Source organism: Thermoflexus hugenholtzii JAD2 (assembly GCF_900187885.1).
Taxonomy (GTDB): domain Bacteria; phylum Chloroflexota; class Anaerolineae; order Thermoflexales; family Thermoflexaceae; genus Thermoflexus; species Thermoflexus hugenholtzii.
Genome location: NZ_FYEK01000002.1, coordinates 1 through 19,548 on the forward strand (window position 1 = coordinate 1; position 19,548 = coordinate 19,548).

The window sequence follows — 19,548 nt, forward strand, 5'->3', positions numbered from 1 at the left end:
CTGGGGGCCGGCGTGGGCGGCGGGGCGGCGGTCGGGGTGGGCGTCGGCGTGGCCGCCGGCGCGCACGCGGCGATCAGGAGGACCACAACAGCCATCCACGACAGGGCGGAACCGATTGCGCGTTTCATGGCGACCTCCTCTTTCACAGGATATCCGCTCGCCAGCATATCGGGAACCGATCAACGGGATGGGAAAGGGATCCCAAGGCCCGGCGAAGGGAACGCGAAAGATCTTTAAAGCGGTGGCCCACAGGATTCGCGCTCGATCAGCGTCCCCTGGAGCAGGATATGTTTCGGGGAGGGACGGCCCTCCAGGATCTCGAGCAGCATCTCCGCCGCCAGCCGCCCCAGCTGCCGGCGGGGCTGGGCCACGGTGGTCAGCGTCGGGGTCACGTATGTGCCTTCCTCCAGCCCATCGAAGCCGATGATGGAGAGGTCCCCGGGCACCCGCAGGCCGGCCCGCAGCGCCGCCTTCAGGGCGCCGATGGCCGTGAGGTCGTTGTAGCAGAACACCGCCGTGGGGCGGGGATCGGCCTCCAACAGCCGGCGCATGGCCGCCTCCCCGCCCTCCACCCGCCCGTCCCCTTTCACTATCCATTCCGGGCGGACGGATAGCCCGGCCTCCCGCAACGCCTGCCGGTAGCCGCGGTAACGGTCCTGGTTGCTGCGGCCGCCCCGGCGGCTGCCGATGTAGGCGATGGCCCGGTGGCCCAGGCGGATCAGGTAAGCCGCGGCCAGGTAGCCGCCGTGGACGTTGTCGGTGGCCACCGAGTAGATGTAGGGACCGGTCTGGTGGCTGTTGATCAGCACGATAGGGATCCGCAGGGCCTCCAGCATGGGGAGGTAGCGGCTGCCCAGGCGGGAGGCGGCCACGATGATGCCGTCCACCTGCTTGGCCGCCAAGAGCTCCACGATGGCGCGCTCCTTCTCCGGGTCCTCGTGGGAGAGGCTGAGGAGGATCCCGTAGCCGCGGGCCTGGGCGACCATCTCGATGCCCTGGACCACCTCCGTATGGAAGGGGTCGCTGAGGCGGGTGACCACCACGCCAAGGGTCTGGGTGCGGCGGCCCTGGAGGGCCCGGGCCACGGGGTTCGGCCGGTAGCCCATGGCCTCGGCGATCGCCTGGATCCGCGCCCGGGTCTCCGGGCGGATCTCCTCGCTGCCCCGCAGGGCCCGGGAGACCGTGGTGTGGCTCACCCCCGCCGCCCGGGCGATGTCCTTGATCGTCACGCGCATGGCGGGCGCACACGTGTGCGAAATTTAGCCCGATTATAAAGAGATCGTGTTCGCCTGTCAAGGGGGCGAATTCCCACCCCGGGGCTTTTCGGTTCTCCGGATGGGGGCCAATCTGGGCGCTGGGGATCGATCCTGGATCAAGGGCTTCCGGGTATGTGTGCCTGATTCAGGAGGATTCGACGGGCTATTCCTAAACTCTAAGGGGCATCGCCGGAGACTCCACTCCCTACCCACTGAACCTCCCGCCCCCTGAGGCCCACGCCGTCGACCCCTTCGCCCTCTTCCCCGAGCAGCCCTGGAAAACCTTCATCCCCTCCCTATGAATCCTCCCTCCGCGCATTTTGACAGCCGCGCGCGGCGCGCTATCATGAGCCCAGAAGCGACGTGGGGAGTCCGCGGGCAAGCGGGCTGAGAGGGCGCCTTGCCGGAGGTCATCCGGCCCCGGCGCCGACCCATCGAACCTGATCCGGGTCATACCGGCGGAGGGACTGTCGCTGCCTGGCCCCCTGCCCGCCCGTCCGTCGGCGGGCGTTTGGCATCCCCCACGCCGCTTCTCCCAACTCCATCCTTCTCAGGAGGCCTGCCATGCTGCTGCGCAAGCCGTGGACGGAGCTCCTCCCCCGTATCCAGGCGCCCCCCGAGTGGGGCATCGAGCCGGTGCCGGCAGAGGCGCGCCGGCTGGGCTTCCTCGACTACGCCGTGCTGTGGGGAGACCTCGGCGTGGGGTTGCTGGTGATGGCCGCCGGCGCGCTGCTGGTGCCCGGGCTGGGGCTGCCCCAGGCGCTGCTGGCCATCGTCGTCGGGACCCTGCTGGGGAACCTGCTGCTGGCGGCGACGGGCTACATCGGCAGCCGCACCGGCGCCCCCACGATGGTGCTGCTCCGCCCCGCCCTGGGACGCCTCGGCTCCTATCTCCCCACCGCCCTCAACGTGCTGCAGCTGATCGGCTGGGGAGCCTTCGAGATCCTCATCATGGCCCAGGCCGCCAACTTCATCAGCGCCCGCTTCCTCGGCTTCTCCAGCTACCCCTTCTGGGCCATCGCCTTCGCCCTCTGGTGCACCCTGATGGCCGTCGGGGGGCCGCTGGTGGTGGTGCGCCAGTGGCTGGAGAAGTTCGCCGTCTGGCTGGTGCTGCTGACCACCCTCTGGCTCACCGCTCACCTGCTGACCCGGGGGACCTCGCGGCGCTGTGGCGGCAGCCCGGGACCGGGGAGATGCCCTTCTGGCGCGCCGTGGACCTGGTGGCGGCGATGCCCATCTCCTGGATGCCCCTGGTGGCGGATTACAACCGCTTCGCCCGGCGGGCCGGCCCCGCCTTCTGGGGCACCTACATCGGGTATTTCATCGCCAACGTCTGGTTCTACGGCCTCGGCGCCTGGCTCCTCCTGACCGCCCAGACCCACGACCTCGTCCAGGCCATCGGGGTCTTGGCCATCGGCTGGATCGTGCTGCCCATCATCCTGGTGGACGAGACGGACAACGCCTTCGCGGACATCTATTCGGCGGCGGTCTCCCTGCAGAACATCTGGCCTCGGGTTCGGCAGGCCCTCTTCGCGGTCCTCATCGGCGCGATCTGCCTGATCCTAGCCCTCACGGTGCCCCTGGCCCAATATGAGAACTTCCTGCTCCTCATCGGCACCTTCTTCGTGCCCCTCTTCGGGGTCCTGGCGGCGGACTACTTCGTCCTCCGCCGGTCCTACACGGAGGCCGACCTGTATCAGCCCCTCACCTTCCGATGGGAGGGTGTGATTGCCTGGGCGCTGGGCGTGGTCACCTATCAGGCCCTCACCCATCTCGCCCCCTCCATCGGCGCCACCTTCCCCGCCTTCGGGGTTTCCTTCCTGGCTTACCTGGGGATCGCGGGGGCGCTCCGCGGGATCGGCCGCGTCCGGCCGGAGCGCGCGTGAGACATCGAATCCGGGGGAGGGAATGGCCTCTATGGCAACATGGCCTGCTGTTTCCTCCCCCTTCCGAATCTGCACTCACGTTTGGATCGCGAAAGGGGAAGGAGGACTCGATGACACGAGCCCGCGCGTTGTGGGAAGCCCATCTGGACCTGGTTCGGCGCTGCGAGGCGCATCCCTTCGTGCAGGGGATCGCCTCGGGGGAGCTGCCGCGGGAGCGTTTCGTCTTCTACGTGGAGCAGGACGCCTTCTTCCTGGAGGCCTTCGCCCGGGCTTACGCCCTGGGTTTGGCCAAGGCCCCGGATCGGGAGACGATGGACGCCTTCCGCGAGCTGCTCCAGGGCGTCTTTGAGGAGCTGCGGCTGCATGAGGGCTACGCCGCGCGCTGGGGGGCGAACCTCCGCCCGGAGCCGGCGCCGGCCACCCAAGCCTACACGGATTTCCTGCTGCGGGTGGCGGCCCTGGAGCCGGTGGGGCATCTGGTGGCGGCGATGACCCCGTGCATGCGCCTCTACGCCCATCTGGGAACCTTCCTCCGGCCGCGGACGAACCCGAACAGCCCCTACCGGGAGTGGGTGGAGACGTATTCCAGCGCGGAGTTCGAAGCGCTGGCCCGTCGCCTGGAGGCACTGTTGGACCGGCTGCCCGGCGAAGAGAAAGCGCAGCGCGCCCTTTACCGGGCCGCGCTGCGCTTCGAGCTGGCCTTCTTCGAGGCCGCTTGGCAGGCAACCGATCGCTCCGGGTGAGGCCTGTGGGCTACGGGTTCAGCAGATACCGCCGCCGGATCCAGGCGCTGAGGCCGTCCATGGCCAGGACCAGGAACAGCACGGTGAGCAGCACGGTGGTCAGGCGGGCGTAGGCCATGGTGCTGAGGTAGATCTGCATGTAGAACCCGATGCCCCCCGCCCCCACCAGGCCCAGCACCGTGGAGGCGCGGATGTTGTATTCCAGCATGAAGAGCAGCTGGCTGAGGATGGCGTTGGCGCTCTCCGGCCACAACACGTAGCGGATCAGATGCCGGCGCTTCGCCCCCACGCCGCGCATCGCCTCCAGGATCTCCGGGTCGATCCCTTCGAAGAGCTCGGCGTAGAGCTTGGCCAGGTAACCCACCGTGTAGAAGGCCAGCGCCAGGGTCCCGGCCAGGGGGCCCAGGCCGACCACGATGACCATCAGCACTGCCCACAAGAGCGAGGGCACGGTGCGGATGGCGGCCATCAGCAGGCGGGCCGCGGCCACCACCGCGGCTGGGAACAGGGTGCGGGAGCCCAAAGCCCCCAGCGGGAACGAAAACAGGAACCCCAGCAACGTCCCCGCCAGGGCCATCTCCAGGGTCTCCAGCAGGCCCCCCCCGATCGTCGGCAGGATCCCCAGGTCCGGCGGGAACATCTCCCGCGCGAAGCGGGCCAGGTTCAGGCCGCCCTGGAGCAGACGGCCGGCCTCAAAGAAGCCCATGCGGTAAAGCAGCGCGGCCAGCACCGCCAGCATCCCTAGCCCGAACCCGAACTCCCGCCACGGGCCCATCGCCCAGCCCACCGTCATCCGTCGCTCCATCCGCTCCGCCTTCATCCCCATCGGTTCACGACCTCCTCCTTCCAAATAGGGCGCGGGTTCACGCCCGCGGATCGACGGCGATGAGGGAAGGGACAGCGGGAACCGGCGATGGCTCCGAGGGGGCTTCGATGAGCTCCCGGAGGGCCGGCCAGGAGAGGGCTGCGGCGGCGCTCTCGTGGACGATGCGGCCCTCTTTGAGCACCGCCACGTGATCAGCGAACTCCTGGACCAGCTGGATCTCATGGAGGTTCAGGATCACCGTGAGGCCGCGCTCCCGGGCCAGCTCCCGCACCCGCCCCAGCACCTGGGCCGCCCGCGGCAGATCCAGGTCGGAGACGAACTCGTCCGCCAGGATCACCTGGGGGTCCTGCATCAGGGTGCGGGCGATGGCCACCCGCTGGCGCTCGCCGCCGCTGAGGCGGATCACTTTCTCGCCGGCTTTCTCCGCCAGCCCCAGGGCGTCTAAGAGGGCATACGCCCGCTCAATCTCAGCCCGGGGGAAGAAGCCCAGGGCCGTCCTCCATCCGTCGTGGCGGGCCAGGGCCCCCATCAGCACGTTCTCCAGGGCGGTCAGGCCGCGCACCAGGCCGAGCTGCTGGGGGATGTACCCCACCATCCGCCGCATCGCGGGGGGCAGGCTTTCATGCAGGGGATGGCCCAGCACGAAGACCCGGCCGCGCGGGATCGGGAGCAGGCCGGCCAGGATCCGCATCAAGGTGGTCTTCCCCGCCCCCGAGGGGCCCATGATGGCCCAGAACCCTCCCGGGGGCACCCGCAGGGACACCCCCCTCAGGATCCAGGCCCCCGGTCGATAGGCGAACCAGAGGTCCTCCGCGGCGATGGCCGGGGCCTCCAGTGGGGCTTCCCCAGGCAAAGAGGACCGGGATGGCGTCATCGGCGTCACCTCGCTTCGGGATGGCAGGAACCCGCAGGGCACCCTCTCACTTTCCTCCGCCCTTACCGACCTCCACGCGCTCTGAGAAGGCGATATGCGTGCGCTGCAGATACGCCCGCAGCGCGCCCAGATGGGTCTGGGCGTCGGTCTTCTGGAAGCCCACGAAGAGGCCGGAGATGAACCGGCGCATGAGGCTGCGGTGCTCCGGCGCGCCCAACCCCATCAAGGCCTCCACCACGCGGGTCCGCAACGGCTCGGAGAGGGCCGAGCTCACCACCACCACGTGGGAGGGAAGCGGCCCTTGTTCCTCCAAGATCCGCGTGTGGTCAAGGACTTCATGATACAGTTTCTCGGGCACATCGCCGGCGATCACCGTGACATCCACCTGGCCGGCCTTTAAAGCCTCCCAGCACTGGCCGTAGCCCCCGGCGAACAGCACCTGGCCGAAGAACGCCTTGGGATCCACCTCCTGTCCCTCCGCCGGTTCGGGGAGGAGGCCCCGCTCGATCAACCGGGCCATAGGCCCGATGTAGCCGGAGGTGGAGATCGGGCTGGGGAAGCACGCCCGCTTCCCCTTGAGCTCCGCTAAGGATTGATAAGGGCTGTCCTGGGGGACCACCCAGTAGGAGTAATAATACGTGGCCTCGGTCTTCTGAGCGCCGTGGAACACCTCTCGCACCTCCGCCAGGACCACCTGGGCGCCGGCGCGCTCGACGGCGAGCAGGCCCGCGAAGGGCCCCATGAAGGCCACGTGGGCCTGACCGAACCGCAGGGCCTCCACCACCCCGGCCTGGCTCAGCGGGACATAGATCTCCACATCCACATCCGGGCCCAGCCGCTGCTCCAGATCCTGCTCCAGCGGACGAGCCTGCTCCAGCATCTCGGAGACGGCAAAGGTCGGTTGCACCGCCACCACCAGCCGCGTCCGGGCCGCCGGCCGCGGTGCGCAGGCCATCAGGAACAGGCCGATCAGCCATGCCCATCGAAGCGCTGTCCGCATGTTATTTACCCCCCCCCAGAATGGGATGACCAGCGAAACTTTACCCCGCATCCCATCCCGCTGTCAATAGAAAAGGGTTTATCAACGAATTTTCAGGATTATTTTCACGCAAAATAACCTGGGTTAACCTCCGGACAGAGGGGGTCGGGTTTCCTGGACGGAGGGTGCAGGATATGATGTAGGGAAATCGATGCGCAGGTATTCCGGAAGCCGATTGAGGGACGAATGGGCCCATCCGCGGAGGCCTCGAGGGATCGCGGGGGGATCGCCCGTCAGGTCGTGCGGGGATCAGCCTACAGCGTGGCGGCCTCCCTGGCCACCATGTCCCTGGGGTTCCTCCGGACCTTGTTGCTCTTGCGCTTCCTGGGGCCGGAGGCTTTCGGGGTGATGGGGATGGCCATGGTCTACGCCGCCGCGGCCCTCCAGCTGGTGGACTGGGGGCTGGACCAGGGGGTGTTGCACCGGCAGGCGCGGGATCGGCCCACGCTGGCGACCTATGGATGGCTCCGGATGGGCACGGTGGCGACGGCGGCGCTGGCCCTCTTCCTCGCCGCCCCGATCCTGGGCGCCCTCTACCCTCGGATGCCGGAGCTGCCCGCGGTCCTGCGGGGGATGAGCCTGGTGGTGCTGCTCCAGGGCCTCTCTTTCATCCAGGAGACGATGATGAGCCGGGACATGCGGTTCGACCGGCGGGCGCTGGTGGATGTGGCGGCCGCGGCAACGATGACCGTGGTGGCCCCCTACCTGGCCTGGCGGGGATGGGGCGTCTGGGCGCTGGTGGCTGAACAGGCCAGCGGCATCGGGGTGCGGGCGTTGCTCACCTGGGGGCCCCTCCGGATGTGGCGCCCGCACCGGGGCTGGGATCCAGAGATCGCCCGCTGGTTTGTGCGGTTCGGCGGGCCCCTCTGGCTCTCCGGGAACATTCAATTCCTGCTGGAGCGCTTCGATGACTTCTGGGTGGGCACCGCGTTAGGGCAGGAGGCGCTGGGGTTGTATGCCCGGGCCTTTGAGTTCGCCCAATATCCGAGGCGGGTGGTGGCTGGCCCCCTGGTCCTGGTGCTCACCCCGGCCTTCGCGCGCCTCCAGGGCGATCGCCGTCGGCTCTCCCAGGCCTTTTACCGCGGCGCGTATGTGTTGCTGCGAGCCAGCCTGCTGCTCAGCGGGGCGATGGCCATCGCGTTGCCCGAGCTGTTGCAGCTGCTGAACCCCCGGTGGCTGCCGATGGTGCGGACCTTCCGCCTGATGCTGGTGTATGCGATGCTGGAGGGATGGGTGGCCCTGGCCGGCGGGCTGCTGGTGGCCACGGGGCATCCGGCGGCGATGGGTCGCATGGCCCTCGCCCGCCTGGCCTTCTTCCTGCCGGGCGTGGTGGTCGGGGCGTGGGCCGGAGGGATCGACGGCGTGGCCCTCGCCGCCGACGGCATGATGGCGCTAAGCGCCCTCATGCTCCACCGCCCCCTCCGGGAAACCGTGGACTTCTCCATATGGCCCCTGATGGGTGGGCCTTTGTTGGCATGGGCAAGCGCCGGCGGCATTGGATTGCTCATCGAAGCGTTATCGGTCCCTTCCTCGCCGCTGGTGCGCATGCTTTTAAAGGGCATGCTCTTTATCGGGATCTACGTCGGATGGCTGCTGGCCTTCGAGAAAGGAACATGGCGTGAGGCGGCCTCGTGGATACTGATGACCCGACAGCGTTCAGCGGGTCTTCTCCAACGCCCGCCTCAGCACCCGGATTAAGGGGAAAGACATATGAATAAAAGGTTGAGGCGATCTCATGTTTTTGATCTCATTATCATGACCGTGGTCCTGACCTTCTGGGTTGGCCGATGGATCTGGCTGATGATCGACATCCATCGTGGGAGGCCGGACCGGTTGATGGATTTCGCGACTTACTATGTGGCCGCCCGGGCGCTGTGGGAGGGAAAGGATCTCTATCAGATAGACGGGAGCCAGTGGTTCGCCTTAGGCAAGGAAAGCGGCATCCCCACTGCGCTGGGGATCTATGTATATCCGCCTCTGTTCGCCCTTCTGATGACCCTTCTTGCGTGGCTGCCGTTTTCGGCGGCAGCGATGGTCTGGGGCGCGATTACCTGGGCCTCATTCTTGGGGAGCGCATATTTGTTCGCCCGCTGGGTCCGGTTGCCTACATGGCCCTTCCTTCTCTGCGCTCTCTTGTTTCTCCCCGTGAGCGTGACGATGAACTACGGGCAGTCCAATGGGATCCTGCTCTTCCTGATCCTTCTCGCATGGCTCTCCTTACACGCTCCCTCCGCATGGACCCAAGGCTGGGGCGCAGTGGCGCTCTCCATCGCGATTTGGGTCAAAATGTGGCCGGCGCTGCTGGGCCTCTACTTTTGTCTGAGCCGAAAATTTCTTCGACCGCTGCTCTGGACTGGGATCGCGTTTTTGGGGCTGGGGGGGCTTCAGGCGCTGATCCTGGGCTCTGAGCGCTGGATGCGTTTCCTGCGCGTCGGCTTCCCAGATTTGCTACGCCTGCTGATGTTGCAGCCTCCCCATAATCCCCTCTGGCGCTCGTTCAGCGGCCCCTTGTTCGATTCAGCTCGTCCCCACACAATGCCCCTTGCCGCACTTCCCTTCGTCCTGCTGGTGACATGGCTGCTCCTCCGCAGGTCTCACCTCGGCTCCGCCTACGACCTAAGCCTCGTCCTGAGCCCCATCCCCCTCATTGCTCGCTTCCAGGAATATCATCATCTCGTCCTGTTGCTGATCCCTCTCTGGACCTTGATCGCGGAGGGAGCCAAGGGAACACTCCCCAGGCTTTCGTGGGTGTTGGCCATGGGAGGAGGAATGATCGTGAACGCCCACTGGATCCTCGGATGGTTGGTCGTCCGGCGGGGCTTGGGAATAGGGGCCCCTCTTTACACATCCTATACCCTCCCCTTGTTGGGAACCTTCCTGATCTGGATGGCGCTCACGTGGTCCCGCCTCGCACGGCAGATGGAGGCACCTATCATAAAGAGGATCCGTGATGAAGCCGATGCGCCCGCGTCTGGCGATGGTGAGTGAGGAGATCCGAGGAGATCTGATCGAGCCGCTGCGGTGGGTGACCCGGGTGGAGCTCCTTCACTTCTACCGTCACGCTTCCTATGGGGACCTGGATCCGGAGGCGCTGGCGGATCCCTCCTTGCGCCGCTACCGGGGTCCGGCGGACCTGCTTCGGGCCCTGGCCCGGGCCCGCCCGGACCTCCTGCAGGGGGTGGACCCCTTCGCGCTGCGCCTGATGCCCATCCTGTATACGGTCTTCGCCGTCTCCCGGATCCTCGGACGCCCCCTCCTCCTGGTGACCCTGGAGAACCGTCCCCTCCCGATCAAATACGGCCAGGGCGCTCGCCTCCTGCGTCCGCTGCTGCGCCCGGTCTTCCGATGGGCCCGCCGCATCGTGGTGCTCAACGAGGGTGCCCGCGCCAACGTGCGGTGGATCGGTCCTTTCGAAGGGAAGACCGAGCGGCGCATGTATGGGACATGGGGCGTGGACCTCGAGCGGTTCACCCCGGAGCGCGATGGTCGGGAGCCCGATTTCGGCCCCGGTCCGGTCCTCCTCTTCGTGGGGCGGCTGGTGGAGGAGAAAGGGGTGCGGGATCTGATGCAGGCCTTTCCCCGGGTTCGCGCCCGCTTCCCCCAGGCCGGCTTAGTGCTGATCGGGGGCGGCCCCCTGCGGGCGGAGCTGGAGGCCCTGAGCCGGCGCCCGCCGTGGGCCGGCGCGGTGCGCATGCTGGGCCCGGTGCGACATCAGGAGCTCCCCCCTTATTTCCGGGCAGCCGACCTCGTGATCAGCCCCTCTCGGACCACCCGCAAGTGGGCGGAGCAGGTAGGGATGGTCAACCTGCAGGCGATGGCCTGCGGGGTGCCGGTCATCACCACCCGCAGCGGGGCGATCCCGGAGTATGTCCCTGATGGAGTGGCCGGTCGGCTGGTCCCGGAGGGGGATCCGGAGGCCCTGGCCGACGCGATCCTCGCTTTGCTGGAAGACGACGCGTTGCGGCATCGTCTGGGTCGCCAGGGACGGACCTACGCCCTGGCCCATTACGACGCGCGCCAACACGTCGCCGCCGCGGAGGCGCTATGGCTGGCGCTGGCCTCTCCCGAAGCGATGCCCTGAAAGCAGAGCGCCGGCGGGAGCAAGGCCTCCTGCTCCTCTTCGCCCTGTGCGTGCTCACCTTCGTCGCCTCCATCCCGCTGCCCCGGGCCGATGGCCATCTCATCGGCTCCGATGGGGCTTTCTATTACGCTTACCTCCCCTCGCTCCTTCTGGACGGCGATCTGGACTTCCGGAACCAGTATGAGCGGTCGTTGCCCCCCGATCATCCGGCCCGCTCCCGGATCAGCCCCACCGGGATCGTCCCCAACCCGTATCCGATGGGCCCTGCCCTCCTCTGGAGCCCCTTCTTTCTCGTCGCCCACGGCCTGACGCAGGCGCTGCGCGCTGGAGGGACGTCGCTGCCCGCCGACGGCTACGGCCCGCTCTATGAGGGGGTGACGCTGCTCGCCAGCATGTTGTATGGCTTTATGGCCCTTTGGATGCTGTATCGCCTCGCCGCCCGCTGGTTCGATCCCTCCGCGGCATGGGCCGCAGTGGTTCTCCTGTGGTTTGCCGGCAACGCGGTCTACTACATGGTCGCCGAGCCGTCCATGGCGCACATGACGGCCATGTTCGCCGCCGCGCTCTTTTTCCGCTGCTGGCTGATCGCCCGGGCGCGGGATCGCGGGGGAGACTGGCTCGGGCTGGGGGCGGCGGGGGGACTGATGCTCCTGGTGCGCCCGGCGGACGCGATCTTCCTCATTGGCCCCTTCGTGGACCGTCTCCTCGGGCGGCCGCTCCGGGAGGCGCTGCGCGGGCTCCCGGCGCGCGCCCTCGCCTTCGCCGGGGCCGCCATCCTGGTCTTCCTTCCCCAGGCCCTGGCATGGGGATGGATGTATGGAGATCTGCGGCAGAGCAGCTATCTTTACGGGGCGACGGAGCCGCTGTTCCGCTGGACCTCGCCGCGCATGCTGGAGGTCTTGTTCTCCAGCTGGCACGGCCTCTTCACCTGGCATCCCATCTACGCCTTCGCCGTGCTGGGGCTGGCGTGGGCCGCGCGGCGGGATCGCCCCCTGGCCCTCGCGCTGGCCGCCGGCTTCCTCGCCCAGGTCTACCTGATCGGGGCCTGGCGCGACTGGACCCAGGGGGACGCCTTCGGGGGGCGGATGTTCCTGAGCGCGATGCCCGCCTTCGTGTTCGGGCTCTCGGCCTTGCTGGAGGCCCTGCGGCGCCGCGGTTGGCTTCGGCCAGCGCTGGCGATTGGGCTGCTCCTCATCCTCTGGAATGGCCTGTTCATGGTGCAGTATCGCTTCGGCTTCATCCCGATGTCCGCCTCTCTGACCTTCCGCCAGCTGGTGATCGAGAAGTTCCTCCTCCCCCTGGAGCTCCTGCGGCGTCTGCGCTGAGGCGGCCTACGCCAGCTCGAACTCCATCGTGACCTCCCAGCTCTCCCCCGGCGAGAGCGCCAGATCCCAGAGGGCGGTCAGGCTGGTCCCCTCGTAGACCCGCTCGAAGCCCGCCTCAGAGTTGGAGACGGCCTCCACGGGGAACTGCCACCAGCGGGCCGGCCGATCCAGGCGGATCAGGATCCGCCCCCACCATTCGTTCACGATGGCCAGCTCGTCTGCCTCGGGGAGCTCCTCGAGGGTGGCGAAGGGCCGCAGCTCCCCATCCGGCCACACCGTGTAGGCCTTGTCGCTGTCCCCGCCGGACATCCCCCAGTTGATCTCCACGCCGAAGCGGGCGCGGATGGCGGAAAGGCCCCGGGGCGTCGCCCGATAGGTGACGCGGAGGAGCGGCCGGTCGGGGAGGACCTCCAGGGTCTTCTCCAGGCGCAACGGCCTCGCCCCCCCCGGCTCCCACACGTGGCCGTCCCGGCGCAGAACGATGCGAGGGACGGGTTCCGTCTCCAGGGCGATCCGCTCGTAGGGCTGGTTCACGAAGTCTCCCCACTCCGCATGCTGCGCGCGGTAGAAGTCCATCAGGGAAGTCTCCGGGGCCACCACGTGATCGATCAGCCCGGTCCGCCGATACCAGTCCACGATCAGGCGCTCCTCCAGGCCGTATTCCTTCACCCGAACCCGATGGGTGTGAATGCTTTCCAGACGGCCCTCCTCTCCGGTTCGGACGATCTCCCCCCGGGCGGCCGCCTCCAGGAGCACCTGATGGTAGCCCTCGCGATGCCGGGTCATCCCGTTGAGCAGGTTCAGGGCGGCGTCCCGCCGGTCCCACTCCAGCAGCTGTCCGCCCAGATGAGGGCTGATCAGCAACCACTGGTGGGGCGTGCCGATCACCACCTCCTCCCGGGTGTCGGCGTCGAAATCCACCGGCTCCACATACGCCCAGGGACCCGGCCCGTAACGGACCTCATCGGCGATGGCCTCGGCGGTGATCAGATGCTGATAGTTGGCCTCCCGGATGTGGAACAGGTAGATCCCTCCGAACACCCCGTGCCAGTAGGGGCAGTTGCACTGACCCGCCCAGACATGATCGAGGGCCTCCGCCCGCCGCTCTGGGTCCGGGATGCGGTGGGCCTTCCGGCTGACCCAGAGCATCTTCTTGTGCATCTGGTTGACTTCGGGATATTTGGCCAGGAAGACCCGCCAGAACCCGCCCCGGATGAAGCGCAGCAGATCGTCGCGCCCCTCCGCCTGCAGCTGATGCTTAAGGGCGGTGAGGGCGGCGGAGGCTTCGGGGGGCAGGGCCCATTCGGTCATCTCATCGTAAGAGGCGGTGGGCAGATAGACCCGGCCCAAGGGAGGGAAGCGGGCGGCGTATTCGCCCGGCGGGATGGGGATCAGCCAGTCGGCGTTCTCCTCCAGAGCGGTGAAGAACTCTTCGATCCATCCCCGATCCCAGCAATGGATATCGGTCCCCGGCCAGAGCCCGAATTTCTCCCCATCGTCCCCCATCACGGCGACGCGGGGCGGGGCGCCAGGGGGCAGGGGCCGCTCCGCCTGCTCCCGCAGCCAGGCGATCACCTCCCGAACCGGCGCCCAGGGGATGGTGTAGCGCAGGTGTTTGGAGGTGCCGAAGATCTTGAGGGGGAAGCCCAGCTCCTCCGTGATGTAATATCCGAACAGATCGTCATCGCTCAGCCCCACCCATTTGAAGTGGGTGTCATCCACAATGGTGTAGGCGATGCCGGCCTGGGCCAGAGCGCGAGGAAGGTGGGGCTCCCAGACCCGCTCCGCCAGCCAGAACCCGGTGGGCTCCGCCCCGAAATCGGCCCGCACGGATTCGATGTGCTTGCGGATCTGCCCCTCTTTGTCTTCATCGGGGATCACCGCCAGGATCGGCTCGTAATAGGCCCCGGCCATGATCTCCACCTGCCCCCGGGCCACCAGGCGACGGATCCGGAGAAGGAGCTCCGGCCGGTGCTCCTGCAGCCAGTCTCGCAGCGGGCCAGTGTAATGCAGGGCCACCCGGACCCCTGGGTGGCGCTCCAGGGCGGCGATCATAGGCTCATACGCCCGGCGATAGGCCTCCTCGAACACCCAGTCGAAGTTCCCCACCGGTTGGTGGTTGTGGAACGCCAGCGCAAGGTAGATCGTCCCCATTGTGTATCCCTCCGCCGTCGGGACGGGCTCCCCGCTCCAGGGCCCGACGCCGCTGCCTCCGCCCCCGCCGCACAGTCCCGGAAAGCCCTATCCCGATCGGAATGAGATGGATAAAGCGCTTTACTAAATGCGATAGATTAAATCCGGCGGGGATGTTTGGCAAAGGGGGTGGGGAAGCTTCACAGGGGGGCGATGACCCCGACGGTGGTCCCGCTGGGGAGGTGGAGGTCGGGGAAGTCCTCGGGGGTGACGTCGCCGGCGATGATGCAGTTGCGGCCGATGCGGGCGTTCGGGGGGATGATCGCGTTCTTGCCCACCAGGGTCAGCCCGGAGGAGAGGTCCCCCAGGCGGTTGGGGCTGTAATCCATCCCGTAGCCCAGGTGGGCCTCGGCGCCCACCACCACGTTCTTGTCCACAATGCAGCGGTCTACCACCGCCCCGGGCTCGATGACCGTGTCGGTCATGATCACCGAGTAGCGGACCACGGCGCCGCGTTTGACCCGCACGCCCGGGGAGAGGACGCTGTATTCCACCGTGCCCTCAATGATACAGCCGTCGGAGATCAGGCTGTGGGCGACGTGGGCGCCGGTGCGGATGTTGACCGGCGGCCGCTCCTCGCTGCGGGTGTGGATCACCCATTCCCGATCGTGGAGATCCAAGGGTGGGTTGTCCGCCAGCAAATCCATGTGGGCCTCCCAGTAGGCCTGCACGGTCCCCACGTCCACCCAGTAGCCGCTGAACCGATAAGCGTAAACCCGGTAGGCCTCGATCATGCGGGGGATGATGTCCTTGCCGAAGTCGTGGGTGCTCTCCGGGTTGCGGGCGTCCTCCGTGAGCACCTCGCGCAGCACCTCCGGCCGGAAGACGTAGATCCCCATGGAAGCCAGGGTGCTCCGGGGACGGATGGGTTTCTCCTCGAAACGGATCACCCGTCCCTCCTCATCGGTCTCCAGGATGCCGAAGCGGGAGGCCTCCTCCAGAGGCACGGGGAGGACGGCGATGGTGAGATCGGCGTTCTTCTCCGTGTGGAGGCGGAGCATGGGGTTGTAGTTCATCTTGTAAACGTGGTCGCCGGCCAGGATCAACACGTGGGTGGGCCGGTGGTGCTCGATGAAATCCAGGTTCTGATAGATCGCGTCCGCCGTCCCCTGATACCAGTCGGAGTCCGCCCGCCCCAGATAGGGGGTGAGGATCCAGACCCCGCGATGGAACCCGTTGAGATCCCATGGGGCGCCGCTGCCGATGTGCTCGTGGAGGGAGCGGGGTCGGAACTGGGTGCAGACACCCACCAGGTAGATGCCAGAGTTCACGCAATTGGAGAGGGTGAAATCGATGATGCGGTATTTTCCGGCGAACGGAACCGCGGGCTTGGCCCGCTTCTGGGTGAGAATGCTCAGGCGGGTGCCCTTGCCCCCCGCCAGGATCATCGCCACCGTGCGCATCCCCTATCCCCTTGATCCGAATCCTGACCGGAGTCCGCCGCGATCTCCCCGCTCGCGACGCGAGGCAACCGCTTCATCTGCAGCCCGGAGCGACCTGCTCCCTCCTGCCCAACAAACCTCCCTGGCATTAGGGATTATGCCACGCGAGCGCCCGCCGGTAAAGGTCCTCGTAGGCCCGGGCGGAGGCGGACCAGGAGAAATCCCGATTCATGGCCCGCCGCTGGGCTGCCCGCCAAGCCGGGCGATCCGCGTAAAGAGCCAGGGCGCGGTCCACCGCGGTGAGGAAGGCCTCCACCGAGAACGGCGAGAACACGAAGCCCGTGCCGGCTTCTTGATCGATGTCCAGGACGGTGTCGGCCAAGCCGCCCACCGCGTGGACCAGGGGGAGGGCGCCGTAGCGCATGGCGATCATCTGGCCCAGGCCGCAGGGCTCGAACTTCGAGGGCATCAGGAACACATCCGCGCCGCCGTAGAGCAGGCGGGCCAGACGCTCGTCGTGGGCCAGCCGCACCCCGGCCTGTCCGGGGAATCGATCGGGCCACGCCGCGAGGGCCGCCTCATATTCCGGCATCCCGGTCCCCAGGACCGCCATCTGGATCCCACGGGCGAACAGGGCCTCGGCGGCCTCCAGGAGCAAGGGGAGGCCCTTCTGTTCGATCAGACGCCCGATGAAAGCGAAGAGCGCGGTCTCCTCCCGCACGGGCAAACCGAAGGCCTCCTGGGCGGCCCGTTTGTTCTCCATCCGCCGCTCCAGGGTCTCCGCGTCGAACCGAGCGGCCAGGGCCGGATCCGTGCGGGGATCCCAGGCCTCCGGGTCCAGGCCGTTCAGGATGCCGACCAAGCGATCAGCCCGTCGCCGGAGCAGGGGCTCCAGGCCGAAGCCGAACTCGGGGGTGAGGATCTCCCGGGCGTAGCGGGGGCTCACGGTGTTGACCGCGTCGGCGTGGGCGATGCCCCGGGCCAGCCAGTTGATGTGGCCGGGCGGCTCCACCTCCAGCCGATCCACATGTTCGGAGATCCCTCCGAAGGCCAGCAGGGCATCCCCGGTGATCCCCTGATACGCCATGTTGTGGATGGTGAAGACCGTAGCGATGGGGCGGTAGAAGCGATCCCGTCGGCCGACGGTGGCCAGCCAGAGGAACAGGAACCCGGTGTGCCAGTCGTTGCCGTGGAGGATCTCCGGCTGCCAGTCGAGGTGGCGCAGCAGGGCCAGGGCCGCCCGGCAGAAGAAGATGAACCGCTGGGGATCATCCGGGTATCCATACACCCGGTCCCGGCCGAAATATCCCTCATCCCAGAGGAAGTATGTGGGGACTCCTGTGGTCTCACTCACCTCGACCTCGACCACCCGGATCTCCCCGGCGAGGCCCAGGGGGACCGGGAGGGGGGGGCGCAGGGGACGAAGGTCGTAAGCGGATCCCGGGATGGCCCGGTAGCGAGGGAGGACCACCCGGACGTCGTGGCCCATCGCCCGCAACGCCCGGGGAAGTCCATATCCGACATCGGCCAGCCCGCCGACTTTGATGAAGGGAGCCGCCTCCGCGATCACGTACAGGATGCGCATGTCGGCCTCCCGGCGCGCGAGCGGGAGAAGCCCGCGAAGGAGGGTTCTGTCGCTTTCATTATGCCACAAGCCATAAGCGGATCCGCGGGCTTCCGCTCCGTTCGACCGCGGTAGGGCTGAACGCAGCTCCCTGCCCGGAGCGCTGGAAAACCCTGTCCCCTCCCCTCTGGGCGGGAAACGTCCCAGGCCGATCGATTTGGACGGATTCAGCGCTTGAAATAGAATAAAAAGCAACCGTCAAGACCCCGCCCTCGCCACCATCGCCGCCCATCGGATCCGGACCGAAGGGGGTTCCCGATGCGCGTGGTTTTCCCATTTACGGCGATCGTCGACCAGGAACGGATGAAGCGGGCCCTGGTGCTCTGCGCCATCTATCCCCAGATCGGCGGGGTGCTGATCCGGGGGGAGCGGGGCACTGCCAAGTCCACCGCCGCCCGCGCCCTGGCCGCCCTCCTGCCTGAGATCGACGTGGTCGCGGATTGCCCTTTCTCCTGCGACCCGCACCAGCCTGCCGCCTGGTGCACCCTCTGCCGGGAGCGGGTGGAGCGCGGCGAGACCCTCCCGGTGGCTCGGCGCAAAACCCGCTTCGTGGACCTGCCGGTGAGCGCCACGGAGGATCGCGTGGTGGGCACCCTGGACATCGAGCGGGCGATTCAGAAGGGGGAGCGCCGCTTCGAGCCCGGGGTGCTGGCCATGGCCAACCGGGGCCTGCTGTATGTCGATGAGGTAAACCTGTTGGACGATCACATCGTGGACGTGCTGCTGGACGCGGCGGCGATGGGGGTGAATATCGTCGAGCGGGAGGGCATCTCCTTCCAACATCCGGCTCGCTTCATCCTGGTGGGCACGATGAACCCTGAGGAGGGAGACCTGCGGCCCCAGCTGCTGGACCGCTTCGCTCTGTGCGTGAACGTGGAGGGAGTGCGGGATCCCGCCCAGCGGGCGGAGATCCTACGGCGCAACCTCGCCTTTGAGCAGGACCCCGAGGGGTTCCGGGCGGAGTGGGAGCCTTACGAGCGGCAGCTTTCGGAGGAGATCGCCGCCGCCCGGGAGCAGCTCCCCCATGTGGTGCACACCCCGCGGGATCTGCTGCTGATCGCCGGGCTGGTCTCCAGCCTGGGAGTGGACGGCCATCGGGCGGATCTGGTGATCCTCAAGACAGCACGGGCCCATGCCGCCTTCAAGGGCCGGGATCAGATCACCGAGGAGGACATCCTGCTGGCGGCCGAGCTGGCGTTGCCCCATCGCCTCAAGCGCCGGCCCTTCGACGAGGATGGGCACCTCACTCTGGAGCAGCTGGCCGAGCGCATGGAGCAGGTCCGGCGCCAGATCGAAGGCAACGCCCCCTCTCAGCCCGCCTCCTCCCCGGAGGGAGGAACCCCAAAAAAAGCGCAACGCATCGACGGGGAGCTTCGTGATCTAAGCCGACCCATGGGGGAGGAATCCGCGCCGTTGCAGCGCCAGACGGTCACGCGTCAGGAAGGCGTGTGGTGGGAGGGAGGGAAGCCGGTCCCGATTGGGGAGACGTTTCGGGTGAAGCGCCTGGACACGCCGAAGGATCGGCGGGAGCGACGAGTCGGAGGCCGTCGCAGCGTCACCCGCTCCGCCCGCAAGCGGGGCCGTTACATCTGGGCGCGCCCCTCTCCGGGCCAGGCGGATGATCTGGCCTTTGATGCCACCTTCCGGGCGGCTGCCCCCCACCAGATCGAGCGGGATCGTTCCCAAACTGCTCTGGCCATCCATCCGGAGGACTACCATCGCAAGGTGCGGGTCCGCCGGGCCGCCAACCTGATCCTGTTCGTGGTGGACGCTTCGTGGAGCATGGCGGTGGCGGAGCGGATGGAGGCCACCAAGGGGGCGATCCTCTCCCTGTTGACGGATGCCTATCAACGGCGGGATCGGGTGGGGCTGATCGTTTTTCAGAAGGATCGGGCTCGTCTGGTGCTGCCGCCCACCTCCAGCGTGGACCTGGCCAAGAAGGCGCTGGAGGACATCCCGGTGGGGGGCAAGACGCCGCTGTCGGCGGGCCTGCTTCTGGCGTATGAGGTGCTCTGCCGGGAGATGCTCCTGCGCCCGGAGGTGCGTCCGCTGATGATCTTGCTGACCGATGGGGCGGGGAACGTCTCCATGAGCGAGCTGCCGCCGCAGGAGGAGGCTCATCGCATTGCCGATCTCTTCCGGGAGCGGGGAATCCCGTGCGTGGTCATCAACATGGAGCACGCGGCCTTCGATCAGGGCCTCGCCCAGGCCCTGGCCGATCACCTGGGCGCCCCCTGCTATACGCTTCACGAGCTGAAAGCCGAATCCCTCTACTCCACGGTCCGGTCGGCATTGGGATAGAGGGGCTGGTGGAAGCCG

14 protein-coding genes, 1 pseudogene and 1 riboswitch are annotated in these 19,548 nt (G+C 67.6%); of the genes and pseudogenes, 8 read left to right on the top strand and 7 right to left on the bottom strand.

Annotation, left to right across the window (positions count from 1 at the left end):
- Positions 1-233 precede the first annotated feature (233 nt).
- Positions 234-1,235, bottom strand: a complete 1,002-nt coding sequence (locus CFB18_RS00005) for a LacI family DNA-binding transcriptional regulator (protein ID WP_088569761.1) — start codon at positions 1,233-1,235, stop codon at positions 234-236.
- Between the two features lie 375 nt (positions 1,236-1,610).
- Positions 1,611-1,741, top strand: a riboswitch (TPP riboswitch).
- Between the two features lie 79 nt (positions 1,742-1,820).
- On the opposite strand from CFB18_RS00005, the pseudogene CFB18_RS15705 reads away from it, so the two are divergent.
- The 3 genes and pseudogenes from CFB18_RS15705 to CFB18_RS00015 form a co-directional block, all read left to right on the top strand.
- Positions 1,821-2,249 (top strand): annotated as a pseudogene (locus tag CFB18_RS15705) (cytosine permease); the annotation flags it as partial.
- A 236-nt stretch (positions 2,250-2,485) separates the two neighbouring features.
- Positions 2,486-3,142, top strand: coding sequence for a cytosine permease (locus CFB18_RS15500; RefSeq protein WP_234976981.1), 657 nt, complete (start codon positions 2,486-2,488; stop codon positions 3,140-3,142).
- A gap of 110 nt (positions 3,143-3,252) precedes the next feature.
- Positions 3,253-3,885, top strand: a complete 633-nt coding sequence (locus CFB18_RS00015) for a TenA family protein (protein ID WP_088569762.1) — start codon at positions 3,253-3,255, stop codon at positions 3,883-3,885.
- Between the two features lie 10 nt (positions 3,886-3,895).
- Here CFB18_RS00015 and phnE read toward each other — a convergent pair whose 3' ends face one another.
- Genes phnE through CFB18_RS00030 form a run of 3 tightly spaced genes read right to left on the bottom strand, consistent with a single transcriptional unit; the run spans position 3,896 to position 6,585 of the window.
- Positions 3,896-4,711: a phosphonate ABC transporter, permease protein PhnE gene (gene phnE, locus CFB18_RS00020; RefSeq protein ID WP_159461481.1), complete on the bottom strand. Its 816-nt coding sequence runs from the start codon at positions 4,709-4,711 to the stop codon at positions 3,896-3,898.
- A gap of 37 nt (positions 4,712-4,748) precedes the next feature.
- Positions 4,749-5,585, bottom strand: a complete 837-nt coding sequence (locus tag CFB18_RS00025) for a phosphonate ABC transporter ATP-binding protein (RefSeq protein ID WP_143597434.1) — start codon at positions 5,583-5,585, stop codon at positions 4,749-4,751.
- Between the two features lie 46 nt (positions 5,586-5,631).
- The gene (locus tag CFB18_RS00030) at positions 5,632-6,585 is read right to left on the bottom strand and encodes a phosphate/phosphite/phosphonate ABC transporter substrate-binding protein (protein WP_159461482.1); all 954 of its coding nucleotides are present in this window, start codon (positions 6,583-6,585) and stop codon (positions 5,632-5,634) included.
- Positions 6,586-6,810: 225 nt separating this feature from the next.
- Between CFB18_RS00030 and CFB18_RS00035 the strand changes: the two genes are divergently transcribed.
- The 4 genes from CFB18_RS00035 (at position 6,811) to CFB18_RS00050 (ending at position 12,030) form a co-directional block, all read left to right on the top strand.
- Positions 6,811-8,322 (top strand): oligosaccharide flippase family protein, encoded by a 1,512-nt coding sequence (locus CFB18_RS00035; RefSeq protein WP_088569766.1) that lies wholly within the window; start codon positions 6,811-6,813, stop codon positions 8,320-8,322.
- A gap of 138 nt (positions 8,323-8,460) precedes the next feature.
- Positions 8,461-9,612, top strand: a complete 1,152-nt coding sequence (locus tag CFB18_RS00040; protein ID WP_159461483.1) for a glycosyltransferase family 87 protein — start codon at positions 8,461-8,463, stop codon at positions 9,610-9,612.
- Complete coding sequence (locus CFB18_RS00045; protein ID WP_088569768.1) at positions 9,575-10,705, top strand: glycosyltransferase family 4 protein; 1,131 nt, start codon at positions 9,575-9,577, stop codon at positions 10,703-10,705. The genes CFB18_RS00040 and CFB18_RS00045 overlap by 38 nt, the downstream gene beginning before the upstream one ends.
- Positions 10,669-12,030 (top strand): glycosyltransferase family 39 protein, encoded by a 1,362-nt coding sequence (locus CFB18_RS00050; protein WP_088569769.1) that lies wholly within the window; start codon positions 10,669-10,671, stop codon positions 12,028-12,030. Before CFB18_RS00045 ends, CFB18_RS00050 begins: the two co-directional genes overlap by 37 nt.
- Positions 12,031-12,036: 6 nt before the next feature.
- Here the strand turns inward: CFB18_RS00050 and CFB18_RS00055 are convergent, their stop codons facing one another.
- The 3 genes from CFB18_RS00055 to CFB18_RS00065 all read right to left on the bottom strand — a co-directional run bounded on the left by CFB18_RS00055 (position 12,037) and on the right by CFB18_RS00065 (position 17,190).
- Positions 12,037-14,184 (bottom strand): alpha-amylase/4-alpha-glucanotransferase domain-containing protein, encoded by a 2,148-nt coding sequence (locus CFB18_RS00055; RefSeq protein ID WP_088569770.1) that lies wholly within the window; start codon positions 14,182-14,184, stop codon positions 12,037-12,039.
- A 179-nt stretch (positions 14,185-14,363) separates the two neighbouring features.
- A complete protein-coding gene (locus tag CFB18_RS00060) occupies positions 14,364-15,626 on the bottom strand; it encodes a glucose-1-phosphate adenylyltransferase (RefSeq protein WP_088569771.1) in 1,263 nt (420 codons plus the stop codon).
- Between the two features lie 127 nt (positions 15,627-15,753).
- The gene (locus tag CFB18_RS00065; RefSeq protein ID WP_088569772.1) at positions 15,754-17,190 is read right to left on the bottom strand and encodes a glycogen synthase; all 1,437 of its coding nucleotides are present in this window, start codon (positions 17,188-17,190) and stop codon (positions 15,754-15,756) included.
- A 297-nt stretch (positions 17,191-17,487) separates the two neighbouring features.
- On the opposite strand from CFB18_RS00065, the gene CFB18_RS00070 reads away from it, so the two are divergent.
- Positions 17,488-19,530, top strand: coding sequence for a putative cobaltochelatase (locus tag CFB18_RS00070; RefSeq protein WP_088569773.1), 2,043 nt, complete (start codon positions 17,488-17,490; stop codon positions 19,528-19,530).
- Positions 19,531-19,548 lie beyond the last annotated feature (18 nt).

Excerpts from the sequence above, each read along its gene's own strand:
- CFB18_RS00005 (WP_088569761.1), bottom strand. The coding sequence starts at position 1,235 with ATGCGCGTGACGATCAAGGACATCGCCCGGGCGGCGGGGGTGAGCCAC.
- CFB18_RS15500 (WP_234976981.1), top strand. The coding sequence starts at position 2,486 with ATGCCCATCTCCTGGATGCCCCTGGTGGCGGATTACAACCGCTTCGCC.
- CFB18_RS00015 (WP_088569762.1), top strand. The coding sequence starts at position 3,253 with ATGACACGAGCCCGCGCGTTGTGGGAAGCCCATCTGGACCTGGTTCGG.
- phnE (WP_159461481.1), bottom strand. The coding sequence starts at position 4,711 with ATGGGGATGAAGGCGGAGCGGATGGAGCGACGGATGACGGTGGGCTGG.
- CFB18_RS00025 (WP_143597434.1), bottom strand. The coding sequence starts at position 5,585 with ATGACGCCATCCCGGTCCTCTTTGCCTGGGGAAGCCCCACTGGAGGCC.
- CFB18_RS00030 (WP_159461482.1), bottom strand. The coding sequence starts at position 6,585 with ATGCGGACAGCGCTTCGATGGGCATGGCTGATCGGCCTGTTCCTGATG.
- CFB18_RS00035 (WP_088569766.1), top strand. The coding sequence starts at position 6,811 with ATGGGCCCATCCGCGGAGGCCTCGAGGGATCGCGGGGGGATCGCCCGT.
- CFB18_RS00040 (WP_159461483.1), top strand. The coding sequence starts at position 8,461 with ATGGATTTCGCGACTTACTATGTGGCCGCCCGGGCGCTGTGGGAGGGA.
- CFB18_RS00045 (WP_088569768.1), top strand. The coding sequence starts at position 9,575 with ATGAAGCCGATGCGCCCGCGTCTGGCGATGGTGAGTGAGGAGATCCGA.
- CFB18_RS00050 (WP_088569769.1), top strand. The coding sequence starts at position 10,669 with ATGGCTGGCGCTGGCCTCTCCCGAAGCGATGCCCTGAAAGCAGAGCGC.
- CFB18_RS00055 (WP_088569770.1), bottom strand. The coding sequence starts at position 14,184 with ATGGGGACGATCTACCTTGCGCTGGCGTTCCACAACCACCAACCGGTG.
- CFB18_RS00060 (WP_088569771.1), bottom strand. The coding sequence starts at position 15,626 with ATGCGCACGGTGGCGATGATCCTGGCGGGGGGCAAGGGCACCCGCCTG.
- CFB18_RS00065 (WP_088569772.1), bottom strand. The coding sequence starts at position 17,190 with ATGCGCATCCTGTACGTGATCGCGGAGGCGGCTCCCTTCATCAAAGTC.
- CFB18_RS00070 (WP_088569773.1), top strand. The coding sequence starts at position 17,488 with ATGCGCGTGGTTTTCCCATTTACGGCGATCGTCGACCAGGAACGGATG.